The sequence below is a fragment of the Nostoc sp. genome (assembly GCF_036917555.1).
GTDB lineage: Bacteria > Cyanobacteriota > Cyanobacteriia > Cyanobacteriales > Nostocaceae > Nostoc.
In genome coordinates, this window is sequence record NZ_JBALDD010000068.1 from 104,167 (window position 1) to 117,952 (window position 13,786).

General features: G+C 40.4%; 15 protein-coding genes. 9 read left to right on the top strand and 6 right to left on the bottom strand.

Going from position 1 to position 13,786, the window contains the following annotated elements; all coding sequences use genetic code 11:
- Positions 1-166 precede the first annotated feature (166 nt).
- Positions 167-1,513, bottom strand: a complete 1,347-nt coding sequence (locus V7K60_RS27390; RefSeq protein ID WP_334930209.1) for an ATP-binding protein — start codon at positions 1,511-1,513, stop codon at positions 167-169.
- 86 nt (positions 1,514-1,599) lie between these two features.
- On the opposite strand from V7K60_RS27390, the gene V7K60_RS27395 reads away from it, so the two are divergent.
- Positions 1,600-1,920 (top strand): TMEM14 family protein, encoded by a 321-nt coding sequence (locus tag V7K60_RS27395; protein ID WP_334930211.1) that lies wholly within the window; start codon positions 1,600-1,602, stop codon positions 1,918-1,920.
- Positions 1,921-2,197: 277 nt separating this feature from the next.
- Here the strand turns inward: V7K60_RS27395 and V7K60_RS27400 are convergent, their stop codons facing one another.
- Positions 2,198-2,494: a hypothetical protein gene (locus tag V7K60_RS27400; RefSeq protein WP_334930213.1), complete on the bottom strand. Its 297-nt coding sequence runs from the start codon at positions 2,492-2,494 to the stop codon at positions 2,198-2,200.
- A 603-nt stretch (positions 2,495-3,097) separates the two neighbouring features.
- Here V7K60_RS27400 and V7K60_RS27405 point away from each other — a divergent pair.
- Complete coding sequence (locus V7K60_RS27405; protein ID WP_334930215.1) at positions 3,098-4,339, top strand: phosphotransferase family protein; 1,242 nt, start codon at positions 3,098-3,100, stop codon at positions 4,337-4,339.
- A 110-nt stretch (positions 4,340-4,449) separates the two neighbouring features.
- Entirely contained in the window at positions 4,450-5,538 is a 1,089-nt protein-coding gene (locus V7K60_RS27410; RefSeq protein WP_334930217.1) for a T3SS effector HopA1 family protein, read from the top strand.
- An 8-nt stretch (positions 5,539-5,546) separates the two neighbouring features.
- Here V7K60_RS27410 and xth read toward each other — a convergent pair whose 3' ends face one another.
- On the bottom strand, positions 5,547-6,329 hold the full coding sequence (gene xth / locus V7K60_RS27415) for an exodeoxyribonuclease III (protein ID WP_334930219.1): 783 nt from the start codon (positions 6,327-6,329) through the stop codon (positions 5,547-5,549).
- A 460-nt stretch (positions 6,330-6,789) separates the two neighbouring features.
- On the opposite strand from xth, the gene V7K60_RS27420 reads away from it, so the two are divergent.
- From V7K60_RS27420 to V7K60_RS27435, 4 genes are all read left to right on the top strand, one after another.
- Positions 6,790-7,860, top strand: coding sequence for a glycosyltransferase family 4 protein (locus V7K60_RS27420; RefSeq protein ID WP_334930221.1), 1,071 nt, complete (start codon positions 6,790-6,792; stop codon positions 7,858-7,860).
- A 54-nt stretch (positions 7,861-7,914) separates the two neighbouring features.
- Positions 7,915-8,100, top strand: a complete 186-nt coding sequence (locus tag V7K60_RS27425; RefSeq protein ID WP_104909358.1) for a hypothetical protein — start codon at positions 7,915-7,917, stop codon at positions 8,098-8,100.
- A gap of 105 nt (positions 8,101-8,205) precedes the next feature.
- Positions 8,206-9,228 (top strand): zinc-dependent alcohol dehydrogenase, encoded by a 1,023-nt coding sequence (locus V7K60_RS27430; protein ID WP_334930224.1) that lies wholly within the window; start codon positions 8,206-8,208, stop codon positions 9,226-9,228.
- Between the two features lie 88 nt (positions 9,229-9,316).
- Positions 9,317-10,081 carry an ABC transporter ATP-binding protein gene (locus V7K60_RS27435; RefSeq protein ID WP_292781890.1) on the top strand — a complete coding sequence of 255 codons (765 nt, stop codon included), beginning with the start codon at positions 9,317-9,319 and terminating at the stop codon, positions 10,079-10,081.
- 66 nt (positions 10,082-10,147) lie between these two features.
- Here V7K60_RS27435 and V7K60_RS27440 read toward each other — a convergent pair whose 3' ends face one another.
- The gene (locus V7K60_RS27440; RefSeq protein WP_334930226.1) at positions 10,148-10,678 is read right to left on the bottom strand and encodes an orange carotenoid protein N-terminal domain-containing protein; all 531 of its coding nucleotides are present in this window, start codon (positions 10,676-10,678) and stop codon (positions 10,148-10,150) included.
- Between the two features lie 218 nt (positions 10,679-10,896).
- On the opposite strand from V7K60_RS27440, the gene V7K60_RS27445 reads away from it, so the two are divergent.
- Positions 10,897-11,274 carry a hypothetical protein gene (locus V7K60_RS27445; RefSeq protein ID WP_334930228.1) on the top strand — a complete coding sequence of 126 codons (378 nt, stop codon included), beginning with the start codon at positions 10,897-10,899 and terminating at the stop codon, positions 11,272-11,274.
- 149 nt (positions 11,275-11,423) lie between these two features.
- Here the strand turns inward: V7K60_RS27445 and V7K60_RS27450 are convergent, their stop codons facing one another.
- Together V7K60_RS27450 and queG are read right to left on the bottom strand one after the other, a co-directional pair.
- Positions 11,424-12,059 carry an HAD-IA family hydrolase gene (locus V7K60_RS27450; RefSeq protein ID WP_334930230.1) on the bottom strand — a complete coding sequence of 212 codons (636 nt, stop codon included), beginning with the start codon at positions 12,057-12,059 and terminating at the stop codon, positions 11,424-11,426.
- Positions 12,034-13,008, bottom strand: a complete 975-nt coding sequence (gene queG / locus V7K60_RS27455; RefSeq protein ID WP_334930232.1) for a tRNA epoxyqueuosine(34) reductase QueG — start codon at positions 13,006-13,008, stop codon at positions 12,034-12,036. The genes V7K60_RS27450 and queG overlap by 26 nt, the downstream gene beginning before the upstream one ends.
- Before the next feature lie 237 nt (positions 13,009-13,245).
- Here queG and V7K60_RS27460 point away from each other — a divergent pair, with 237 nt between their 5' ends.
- Complete coding sequence (locus V7K60_RS27460) at positions 13,246-13,677, top strand: ketosteroid isomerase family protein (protein WP_334930234.1); 432 nt, start codon at positions 13,246-13,248, stop codon at positions 13,675-13,677.
- The last annotated feature ends 109 nt before the right edge of the window (positions 13,678-13,786 follow it).

Consider the following 13,786-nt stretch of genomic DNA (forward strand, 5'->3'; position numbering starts at 1 on the left):
CACATACACATATAATACTTATCTAAGTGGTTGATCTGGTAAATCAAGATATTTTTCTGAATTTTGGTATCAGAATTGTTATGAAATCTCTAACTTTAGTCAATAGTGCATAACACTGTTTTATAAATTACAAAAAAGCGCAATCATCAATGAAACAATTTTAATGTTAAGTGTTGGATATGTTTTGATTTGCATGAAAAAGTGTTAAATCTGATTTTAAAAAATCAACAAACTGCCGTGCTGTACGTCCAGAACGACCATTGTGACGAGTTGCCCATTGTAATGCCTGAAATTCCAAATCTTCTTGAGTAATATTAATTTCAGCTTGTGTCACTAGATGTTGTACAATTTTTAAATAAGTTTTCTGATTAGCTGGTTCAAAAGTCAAGGTTAAACCAAAGCGATCGCTAAAGGAAAGCTTCTCCTGCATCGTATCCCAAGCATGGATTTCCTCGTTATCCTTGGGAGTTGGTCTATCCACAAAAAACTCTCGAATCAGATGGCGGCGATTAGAGGTAGCGTACACCACTACATTTTGAGGGCGCGCTGTTAAATTACCTTCTAAAACTACCTTGAGGGCTTTAAAGGCATCATCATCTTCTTCAAATGAAAGGTCATCGACAAAGATAATAAATTTTTGTGACACACCCCGTAAATGTTCGACAATTTCTGGTAAGTCTTTTAAATCAGATTTTGCCACTTCCAATAAGCGGAGGCTGCGATTGCTATATTCATTCAACAAAGATTTCACTAAAGAAGATTTGCCAGAACCGCGACTACCGTAAAGTAATACATGCAGTGCCATCTCTCCTGATAATAAAAACTCTGTATTTTTCAGCAAAGCATCTTTTTGAGATTCGTAACCGACAAGCGCACTCAGTTTAACTGGGTCAGAATACCTGATACCGATAAACTGCCCCGCTTGCCAGCGTAAGGCGCGATATTCTGCAAATAAACCAGAGCCATATTGCCGATAATAAGCTGCTAACTCTTCTACAGCATCACCCCAATTATCTAACTCTTGTAGATATGTGGCGAACTTTGTCTCTACTCCTAATTCTTGCTCTTTATACCATACCACTGGTGAAATCGGCGTATGAGCAACACCTTGTATCCACTCACTCAAAGAAGCGCTGCTACATTCATAGAGACTTTGCAATACTTGTAAATCATGCTGAACTGCTGCTACCAAAGCTGGGGGTAAATCCTCAAATTCTCGTACTTGGGCAAGGCTTGTAAAAGGATTCTTAGAAAAGAGAAGTTGAGTAATTAAATAGTCTTCCCAGTTTTGATTTCTAGCAGCCAAAGCGTGGAAGTAACTACCATAAGCTTGGAGACAACCCCGTGCATCAGCGTCAGTGTAACGTATAGCTTGCAATAGTTCCAAAAATGCCATCCCCACTTCGCCTTGCAGAACAGATTGGTACAGTAAAAGTGAGGCTGCTTGGCGCTGGAGATATTGAACCTTCGTATATGAGGAAGTACTTGCCATTGGCATCGCTTTATTATCCATTAATCAACTGTGTGGTATAGCTAAATAGCTATGGTAAATTGTCTGCTGACCCTGGCATAAAGTCAAAGTCTACATAGGTTTTAACAATGAATTTAGGTATAGTTGCTGCTTTTGCTTACGGCATCTTAGCGATTGTTGGTGGCATTATTGGCTACATTCAGGCTACAAGTAGGGTTTCACTCCTAAGCGGTAGCATTAGCGGGTTATTACTAATACTTGCCGCTTACTTTCAACTCCAAGGACAAACCTGGGGTTCGATTTTAGCAGTGTTAGTTACTGCTGTTTTAGTAGTTTTCTTTGCATTTAGACTGGCAAAAACACGCAAGTTTATGCCTGCGGGATTAATGGCGATTTTGGGTATGCTGGCATTGGCGGTGATGGTGAATCAATTTGTGGCTTTAAGGTAGCATTAGTCTTTAAGTAATAACCACTCTCCTGTTTTTTTTGATATGGCATGACTCTGCCTGCTTTGAATTATATTAGTACATTTATATTACTGTGACTTGTTACCCTTGCCTGATAACTTTCAGCATTATCAATGAGTTATGGCGATTTTTGTTTAAATGAGGTATGCGGGTAGGGGCGCATAGCTAGCTATGCGTCCCTTGTTCATCTTTCAATTGGATACGTATAAAACCTTAAAACTATAGTCAATATTTTGAACTCAACCACTGCCAAATCTTTTCAACAACTCATCGCAGGTAACAAGCGGCTATACTCTGGCGGTGGTAACTGTAGCAAAGGCTCAATTACCTGTTCTAATTCGTCATCTAGCGAACCAAACGGGACACGCAACAAGTTTTCTACTACTTGGTGCTGTCCTTCTCGGACTCCTTCTTGTAGTGTAGCTTCCCACCATTCTAAATAAGCTTGTGATAAGTTCATAATCACCTCTTGGTCATCTTCCGTAAGGTTTTCTTGGTTTATGACAGTTATCCGCCAACTGGTAATCAGTAGTGCAGTTACATAAGATGCGCTCATGTAGGCTTTGTTTGCGATCGCCTATAGTCATTTACAATTTGTAGGTGACACAAATGACGTTATAACAAGGCTTACAGGCATAAATTCTCAAAATTACAGAAAAAAATAATAACTAACCGCCTAAAAAGTCCGGTTTTTTTGGCTTTGTGATGATAAATAAAAGTAATAGCGTTGAATGTCATGCTTTGTCCTGCGAAGGATTACTGAAATTCTTCGCTGCTTTCAGGATGACTACTAAATATCAAGCAACATCTGCCGTCAATCAGTTTTTTTGCTGGGGATGCTTCTTTGCAACAAAAAAAGGAGATGGAGCTATATCAAACGGCTCTACCACAAAACTTACTTTAGATCGGTCTAAGTAACTATGCTGATAAACTGTAAAGATGTCACGCTATTTTGAAGCAAATTTTAAAGGAATTGCAAAGGACTTGGTACCATTTTGGCAGGTTTTTCTCCCAAATATGAGATATTAGTAGATTGTAGAAATCTTTATTGTTATTCACATCTCTCTTATTGCATTAGTTCCTATCTACTGAAAACTCTCAAGACCAAGCAAATTTGACACGATAAGTTTAAGTAATTTAACGAAGTAGGAAATAATACATGGTATTATCACTGTCTTCTCATAACGTTATCCAGTATCTGCAAGACGCGGGTCTGTGTAGCTCAGAAGATTGCCCATCAGACACATCTGAGTTGCCAGGAAGTAGTCAGAACAATTTCAATTTACTAGTGACTTTAGCAGATAATCGCCAACTGCTCATTAAACAAGAACGTAACTTTAACAACAATGACGGCGCGCCTCATGAATTGTTTCAGGAGTGGCTGTTTCACCAGTTGCTACAACAGTTTCCAGTTCTAGGTAATACTTCAGCAATCGCGCCATTGGTAGTGCATTTTGACGAAGAAAATTCGATTCTTGTCCGCAACTACTTGAGTGAATATTTAGAGCTTGCGATATTCTACCACAAGAATGAGATTTTTCCACAAGAAATTGCTTCTGCCATCGGCACAACTTTGGCGGGACTGCATCGCGCCACCTATAACCGTCGAGAATATCGGGATTTTATGGCAACTGCTCCCCAAGGAGAGTTTCGCTATGGGTTTTACAATCCAGCCCAAGGGGTAGGGTCAATTGGACCGGAGATTTTTGGGACTGTGACCACGGATGCACTGAAATTCTATGTTCTCTATCAACAATACGAGAGTTTGTCATCTGCGATCGCAGATTTGGCATATAGCTGGAATCCTTGCTGCTTAACTCACAACGACCTGAAATTGAACAACATTTTAGTTCATTCCAGGTGGGAGCAACTAGACAATTGTTTAGTACGACTAATTGACTGGGAAGCTTGTTCTTGGGGAGACCCAGCCTTTGATTTAGGAACTTTACTGGCAAGCTATTTAGGAATTTGGCTTAAGAGTCTGGTTGTAGACCCCACCATTGAGTTAGAAGAATCTCTACATTTGGCGTTAACACCGTTAGAGATTCTACAACCTTCACTTATTGCCTTAATTAGGGCTTATATAAATGCTTTCCCGATGATTTTAGAATACCGCCGTGACTTTATTTTACGGGTTATACAGTTTGCGGGGTTGGGACTAATTCATCAAATTCAGGAGATGATTACGTGCCGGAAACACTTTAATAATGCTGAACTCTGTATGCTGCAAGTAGCTAAAAGTTTACTTGTAATGCCAGAACAAGCTGTACTAACCATCTTCGGGATATCAGAGTCAGAAATCCTGAATCCTGTGGCAAAAATCCATAAATTTCCTCAGCTTGTAAAGGAACAGCAGTTACTTCGGATTTATTACGAAAAAACTCGGCTGCGTGGTTGTTAATCCCAAAGGATAAAATTGCGCTACCGCACCAGTCACACATACTTCAATTCTCAATTTTAAATTCTGACTCCTGAATCCTCTTTTTTTTAGTTTTATTTCTGAATGGATTAATGCTAAATTCCTCTATCAATCAATCGCTAAATTCTTTATTTGATATTGCTCAGAATATCCAGATTGAGTCCAATTTTTGTATTTACCATCCCAATTATCAACCCTTCGCTCTGCCGACTAAAATAGCCGATAGATTTCAGCAAAATTCCGTAGATTTACAACAGAAGTATCTCACTCTCCTGCTGCGAAATTTTCTCTATGGGATCTATTACAATGGCTCTCTGCAAAGTACTTTGGCAGTCAATACTGATAATACTAATCGCCCGCAAAAGCACAATTTAGCAGATAATTCTATTTTAGAGATTGACTGGGACTTTTACGAGCAACTGCACGCCAGTAATCACGGCATAGGTTACTTTGACCCTCGATGGCAGGTGTTGCGGAAAGAACCTGATGGGACTATGGCTGTGACTAAAGGCGGTTTAACACTTTATATTGAGCCAGATTGCCATCTAGAATCCAGTAAGAAATCTACCAAAGTGGGTGACATGGTAGCAATCTGGATGCCCAAAAATCGACTGCAAAATGGCTGTTACTTAGCAGTTAGCAATGTTGGACAGGAACGGCAAAGCAACCCAGACGCCGATTTAGGAGCAGGGCGAATCTACTTTAACTTTACCGCATCTGGTGCGATCGCTCTCATGGAAAGCTTAACACTGCAACTAAATGCAGCCTCAATTCCCTTTAGCTTTCAGGTTCTCCACAACCCTTCTGCATACGGACGCTATGATTCGGGACTACTTTACTTTGAACTCCCCGACTATCCAGCAATCCGCACAATCCTTCAGACTGTTTATATCGAAAATCAATCTCATTTCCAGCCCGAAATTCCTTTGTTTACCAAATTTTTAGCTCTAGGGTTAGGTTTAGCTGAGGAACCAACCCAAAAATTTGCGGCACAAGAAAGTTTTGGGATGAACCGTTGCCAAATCGTTGCAAATGCTTTATTGGAAGCTTGGCAAAAAGGTAAAAATGCGATGGAGGAACGGATGAGGACGATTGACCAACACTTTGCGCGACACTTAATAGATTTACAGCGTCCTTATCTGAATCCTAGTTCTGAAGATATATATAAGCCGTTAAATTGATGGGGAATTCAAAATTCTACAATAACTGGCACATGGTCGCTAGGTTGAGTTAACTTTCTCGGCGCGACATCAATAATACAACTCGTAGCACGTTCATATAGCACGGGTGTCAGATAGTGATGGTCAATTCGCCAACCTAAGTTACGACGAAAAGCGGCGGAGCGATAATCCCACCAGCTATAATTTCCACCTTCTGTGGTGAATTTACGAAAAGCATCAGCAAATCCCAGTTTCAGAATATCCCGTAAGGCTTGGCGTTCTGTTTCTGTTGCCATAATGTGATTTTCTGTACTCACTTGCTCGTGAATATCCTTATCTTCCAAGGCGATATTGAAATCGCCGCACACACAAATTGCGGGTTGTGACAGTACAAGCAATCGCAAATACTCGTGTAGCGCTGTCAACCAGCGCAGTTTGTATTCGTATTTCTCAGTTCCTACCGCAGCGCCATTAGGAACATATAAGTTTACAATCCGAACACCATCAATTACGCCTGTAATCACGCGTTTTTGCTCGTCCCATTCGTGATGTAAATCTGGCAAAATCGCTCTAAACCCGCTACTGACATTTAGAAGTGGCTGGCGGCTAATCAGGGCTACACCGTTATAAGATTTTTGTCCTGACATATAAAGGTTATAGCCTAACTGCTCAAAAGGCGATCGCGGAAATTCAGCATCCACAACTTTGGTTTCTTGCAAGCAGAGAACATCAACCGGATTCAGGGTTAACCAATCGATAACCTGTTCAAGGCGAGTACGAATTGAGTTGACGTTCCAAGTAGCGATTTTCATTAGTTGATATCAGAGTTTTTGTAAATTACTAATTACAAATTATGTAATTATTGTACAATTACTTAATATCTATAATTTCTGTTCTTTTTGCCAATTACCTTTAAATGAAGCTTTAATGACTTGATCCCATTGAATATTTTAGTATTGTCAGCTACAAAATATTCAATTTTGTAAGTTCTGCTACAAAACATTCTACCTCTTTATGATCCCCAAGACAGATGCAACAAATAATAGATTAGCTATAGGGTTATAAGTGTGGCTCACAGTTAACTTTCACTGATAGTCAGTTAGATTTGTTGGTAGAAAATTTGTGGTACGGTTAACCGTTATTGCGCTTTTGATAGCCTGTTAGGTTAATTTAAATGTCAAAAGAGTAAGTACAAATGCTCTTTACTCATAAAATAATGATGTCGCTCATTATTGATTGAGGACAATTTCATAGACTGAACCAGAAAAACTTATGAAAATCGCTCAAGTTGCCCCCTTATGGGAAAGGGTTCCACCTCCTAATTATGGAGGAATCGAACTGGTAGTGAGTCGCTTGACTGATGAACTTGTTCGTCGTGGTCATGAGGTAACTTTATTTGCCTCTGGCGATTCTCAAACTTTGGCTCATTTAGAAGCAGTTTATCCACGTGCATTACGCTTAGACCCAAATGTGAAAGAGTATGCAGTGTACGAAATGCTAGAACTAAGCCAAGTTTACCAACGTGCTACCCAATTCGATATTATCCATTCTCATATAGGGATTTCGGCATTACCTTTAGCGAGTTTGATAACAGCAACTTCTACAGTCCACACTCTGCACAATAATTTTACAACTGACAACCGTCACGCATTTAGCTACTACCAAAAGCAACCATACATCAGCATTAGTAACTCGCAGCGTCAAATTGATCTTAATTATGTTGGCACGGTTTATAACGGAATTGAGCTAGTAGATTACCCATTCGTAGCCCAACCCTCAGAACATCCATATTTAGCATTTTTAGGTCGTTTTTCGCCAGATAAAGGCCCGCACCATGCGATCGCCATTGCTAAACAGAGTGGTTGGCGCTTGAAGATGGCAGGAAAGGTTGATGCAGTAAACTCTGAGTTTTTTGAACAAGAGATTGCTCCTCACATAGATGGTCAGCAAATCGAATATCTCGGTGAAATTAACCACGCCCAAAAAACTGAACTTCTGGGTAATGCTGCCATAACTCTTTTCCCCATTAACTGGCAAGAACCTTTTGGCTTAGTGATGATTGAATCAATGGCAACTGGTACGCCAGTGATTGCCATGAATTTCGGTTCCGTACCTGAAGTTATTGCCCACGGTGAAACAGGTTTTATCTGCAATAGCTACGCAGAAATGGCGGCAATGATTCCACCAGCTTTGGAACTCAATCGTCAAACCTGTCAAAAACATGTAGAAAATAACTTTAGTGTTAGCCAGATGGTTAACGGATATGAAGCTATTTACAGACAAATTATTAAAGACCGCATAGAATCGAATGGCCGCATTCATGCAGCTAACATCCAATTTTAATCAACTGCTTTTTTACTTAGTTTAAAACAACAATTTTTTAAGGAGGACATTGGTATGAGTACGAGAGCCAACACTTGCCCATGCTGCGGTGGTTCCCTCCTGCGTCATGCCCGTCATGGTGAACTATATTGGTTTTGCCTGTCGTGCCGACAAGAAGTACCGCTATTAACTGCGACTCGCCTGCCTAATGTGGAAACCCGGAACACCGGGGTGGTTCCCCAGCCAGCGGTGAATACCTAGTTTTTCGACATATAAAATCTACTAAAATCAATAGTGATTTAGTTTAAACCTATCAATTAGCCCAACTGGTAAAATCGGATAGAGCTAATTGATAGGTTTAAAGTTTTGTTAGCAGCGTTACTTTATGGTCAAGAAGATTTACGCCTAGAGCAAGTTACCGATCCTACCCCGGCGGCTGGTGAGGTTGTAATCCAAGTAGGGGCAGCAACAACTTGTGGTACAGATTTGAAAGTCTGGCGGCGTGGTGGTCATGCCAGGATGCTGATACCGCCAACGCTGTTTGGTCACGAAGCTGCTGGGCGAATTGTTGCCTTGGGTACAGGGGTGACAAATTGGCAAGTAGGCGATCGCGTCGTCGCTAATAATTCTGCGCCTTGCATGAAATGCTTTTTTTGTCAACATCAAGAATATTCCCTATGCCCAAATTTGACCTGGAATAATGGGACTTTTGCCCAATACCTAAAAATTCCCGCACCGATCGTAGAGCATAATTTGTTGCAGATTACCGATGAGTTGCCGTGGGAATTGGCAGCGATGACAGAACCTTTAGCTTGTGTGTTGCATGGCGTAGCGCGTTCAAATATTAAGCCCAAAGATAAAGTAATCGTTTTAGGAGATGGAGCGATCGGGTTGATGTTTGTGGCAGCCTTGAGTGAGAAAGCTGAAGTTTTGCTGTGGGGAGGTAATAACCACAGACTAGAAATTGGTCAGAAATTGGGTGCAACCCAGACCTTTAATTATCATCAAATTCCAGAGATTTCCAGTGTAGTGAAAGAACTTACCCAAGGATGGGGTGCAGATGTAGTAATTGAAGCCACTGGTGTCCCAAGTGTTTGGGAAAGTGCGATCGCTTGCGCTCGTCCTGGTGCAACAGTCAACTTATTCGGTGGATGTCCACGGGATACCAGCATTACCGTGAATACTGAACAGCTACACTATAGCGAACTTACCATCAAAGGCGTGTTTCATAATACACCAGAGTATGTGCGATCGGCCCTTGCACTCATAGCTAGTCGCAAAATTCCCTTTGAGTTACTTATTAGTGAACAGCGACCATTAAAAGATTTAGAACAGGTGTTTTCTGAGATGAAGGCGCGTAAAGTAATAAAGGTAGCTATGATTCCTTAATTTTTTTCAGGGTACAGCAGATGATTGAAATCTAGCCAAACAATGTAAAAAAATAATTGCGTCTCTACCAACTAAAAACTAAATCCTTATGGCAAACACTATTTCAATTACTGATTCTCTAGTCCCTAATCCCGTCCCTAAATCAACAATTATTCGTTTGGAGAATATCTTTAAAATATATGGCAGTGGCGAAACTGAAGTCAAAGCACTTAACGATGTGAATTTGACTATCCACGAGGGCGAATATTGTTCAATTATGGGGCCATCTGGTTCAGGTAAATCCACAGCTATGAATATTATCGGCTGTCTAGACCGACCCACAGGCGGACATTATTACTTAGATAATATTGATGTGGCGCAGATGGATGATAAATCCTTGGCACACATCCGTAATAAAAAGCTGGGCTTTGTCTTCCAGCAATTCCATTTATTACCCCAACTCACAGCATTAGAAAATGTGATGCTACCAATGGTTTATGCTAGTGTGAGTCCGAAAGAAAGAAGTGATCGCGCCACAGTTGCACTGACGCGAGTAGGTTTAGCAAATCGCCTCAACAACAAACCAACTCAACTATCTGGTGGACAACAACAAAGAGTAGCGATCGCTCGTGCGATCGTCAATCGTCCCGTGGTACTCCTCGCTGATGAACCCACAGGCGCACTTGATTCGCGCACAACCCAAGAAGTCTTAGATATCTTTGGCGAACTCAATGCCAGTGGAATCACAGTTGTCATGGTGACACATGAACCAGAAGTCGCCCGTCAAACCCAGCGCATCGTTTGGTTCCGTGATGGTCAAGTAGTACACTCCAACCTCACCCCAGCCGACTTGAGTCAGTTGGCTGTCTCGTAGGTTCTTAAAGTCCGCAGGAGGCGGACTTTAGTTTGTGTAGTAGCGACTTATAATCGCCAAGGCTGATTACAAACTTGATGTTTTCCCAGTTTCTGCTTGCGTTGCGATCGGTTTAACATCGGTGTAACCCACTTCACCAGCTATTGTCCGAAACACTGACATTTGCTCTTCAAAATCTAGTCCTTCAATTTCGGAAAGCAGATCGTTAACTGCCTTACTTGGCTGATAGCTAGCTGGTATTCCAACCACCGTATCTCCCATAGCTACCGCCCAAGCATACCAAACTAACAGTTGGTTGTTTTCTTTGATCGCCCCATAAGCACGAGAATATTCTGTGTCTTTGCGGTTAACAATATCCCGCATAATCTCTAATTGCTGCTCATCGGATAATTTAAAATAATCTCCTAGCAGAAGTGGTGCCAACTCTGGTTCGGCCGCAGCGGGAACAGCTGGTGTGATCGAATCACCCATTTTTTTATAAACAAAATAGAACCAGGCTAATTTGGCATCGGTATCTAAGGCGTTAAACGCATCCACCAATTTTTGAGTTTCATTGCTCTGAGCTTGAGAAATACTTTTATCGTAACTTGCAGTCATTATAATTTGTCTCCAAAATAATTTAATATGCCAAACTAAGGCTTACCAAAATTTGAGCATCAGATTCTAGTACCCATAGAAAGATTTAAATTAATTAAAAGTTGCAGATTTAATCTACCTTTTAATAGAGGTAAAAGTCTCCCCCAGGAAGCAATAAAGCAGTACACTACTTCGCTATGATTGCCCTAGCAATAAAAAATTTACCTAAGGTTTTAATTATGCCTGATGAAGAAGTGAAGCCCAATTTAAATGAAGCTTCCACCCAGGATGCACAATTAGCTGCCGATAACATAGCTAGTGGTGAAGAAGAAGCGCCAACGGTGGATTTTGATGCTGATTATGCAGCTGCACAAAAATTCAGCGTTAGTGAAGTTGATCGCACAGGTAAAGGTGCAACAGCAGCTGAAGCAGCTACTGCACCTAATCAGAAAACCTCTCAGCCACAAGAGACGAAAACTCAAACTCAGTCAACTGGTAATCCTGATGATTTTCTAGAGTCAGCAAAAGAAGTTGGAAATTCTCAGACTGGGGGTGCAACTAATGTCAGTGATGATTTAGTAAAAGAAGCTTTGGAAAAGGGCGAACGGAAAAATTAATTTTCCCTGATATCTTAACTATTTTGGAAGATGGGCAATGTCACAAAATAAAATGATTTAAATTATCCGCATTGGTAGACATTGCCCATTCTACTATTTTCATAAATTGTCAATTTTTGAAATAATAACTATCGACTTTTGACTATTAATTAACGACTATTCATCACTTCTAGTAGTTCGCTAGGTTGCTGAATTAAATAATCTGGATTTTGTTTGGCTAGTACTTCCGCTGAGTTAAAGCCCCAAGTGACTGCAATCACTTGGATATTTGCTTTTTTTGATGCTTCTATATCTCTAGTTTCATCTCCAACATAAATAACCTCTTGAGGTTTGAGTTGCTTTTGCCTCAAGACATTATTGATGATAGTTGTTTTGCCAAAAATTGTAATTCCTGAGTAGATAAAATCAAATAGGTGATTTAAATCATTGATTGTAAGGAATCGTGTAACATTTTCTTTAGAATTAGAAGTGATAATACCCAGTTTATATCCTTGATTTTGGAGTTCTGTTAATGCTTCCTTAATTCCCGGAATTGGCTTTAATTCTGGTATTTTGTTTTTTAATTCCCCTTTAACTTTTTTAACCAGAAAAGGTATCTTAAATAAAGAAACTCCTGAGTATTTAATGATTTCCCTAGATGTTAAGTTCTTGAGGAAGGCTAATTGTTCTGGGCTTATTTGTCTATAACCAAAGTCTCCAGCTAAACGATTAGCAATACTTACAAGGGCATCTACTGTATCAGCAATAGTGCCATCAAAATCAAAAATAATTACTTTCTGGGTCATTCTTGTGCCTGGATGCGTCAAGATTAGCTAGGGCGTTGCGTCGTAACATTTCTGGCTTAATCCGCCGCAAGGCAGATGCTGGAAAACGTTTATCCCACTCCTGATCTGAGATTTGGGCTAATTCTAGCAGGTGGGGAGCAATATTCCCAGGATAAGGCTGAAACTCTGCAATATCAGTTGTTTGGGCAAAACGTTGATTCCAAGGACAAACATCTTGGCAAATATCGCAACCAGCAACCCAGCCTTGCAAATGAGGTGCGATTGTCTTTGGCAATTCCTTGTCACGATTTTCAATTGTATGATAAGCAATGCAACGATTAGCATCGACAACAAAAGGCTGAGTAATTGCACCTGTGGGACAAGCTTGAAGACAACGAGTACAGCTACCGCAGTGTTCTGTGTGTGGGTGATCGCTCTCTAATTCTAAATTGGTCAACACTTCTCCCAAAAATACCCAAGAGCCATATTCCCGTGTAATCACATTACCATTCTTGGCAATCCAACCAATTCCAGCTTGTTGAGCCAATACTTTATCTTGCACTGGGCCAGTATCTGCATAATAAAGAGCTAATACGCCTGCATCAAGTGATTTTAGCCATATAGATAGCTGCTTGAGTTTTCTATGCATCACTTTGTGATAATCCTTTCCCCAACCATAACGGGAAATTTTGGCGTATTCCTCACTTTCAGGACGTTGATGTGGTGTGTAGTAATTCAGCGCTACACACACTAGCGATCGCACCTCTGGCATCACTAAGCGGATATCCTGACGCTTTGGATTAGCCATCCATTTCATATCAGCGTGATAACCTAGTTCAATCCATGCTTGCAACCTCTGCGCTTCTGTGGCATTTACCCGATCTACAGCAGTAATTCCAACTTTGTGAAAGCCCAACTCGCTGGCTTTTTCTTTCACCAGACTGCTGCTCGTTACAGAATACTGATTCATTTTTTATCTGGATTTTGCCCAAATAAAGGCGTTTTGATTATACATTATGTAGCCAATAGCTTGAATTAAGATTTGTTACTTATCTGATATATAGCCTGTCTTAAACTGCATAGCAGTTCAAGACTTCTATCGTTAGGAAGATTTATTAATATGTAGCAATCTATCTCAACAGCAGCTTTTTTTTTACTTATTTTTGTATTGAAATTAATATTCAGATAGCATAATACAGGTAATTTTATGACCTCTGCTGAATTTATATCGCCAGCGCAGTTTAAAGAAGAATTCCAGATTGAGGGAATTACAGAACCAAGCGTACTGCGTTATTTTGAAACCTTAAATGCAGGAGAATTTGAGGCAACTGCTGCCTTGTTTTCGGTAGATGGTGTGATGCGTCCGCCATTTGAATCTGATATTGTAGGGACAGATGGGATCGCAGCCTACTTAAACCAAGAAGGTCAAAACATTAAAGCTTACCCGAACACAGGAATAGCCGAGACTTTAGAAAATGGAGATATCCAAGTCCAGGTAACAGGCAAAGCACAAACTTCGTGGTGTAGTGTCAATGTCTTGTGGCTATTTATCCTCAACCAACAACGGCAAATTCTATATACTAGAATCAAACTTTTAGCTTCCCCCAAAGAGTTACTTTCTTTACGTCGTGAAAAGTAAGTAGTAAATAACTACAAAGGGCAAATTTTTAAACCAATATTTATCACCCAGTCACACAGGATTCATGGCTTTATTCTGGCTCCTGAATTCGGAATTCGGAATTCTTCCT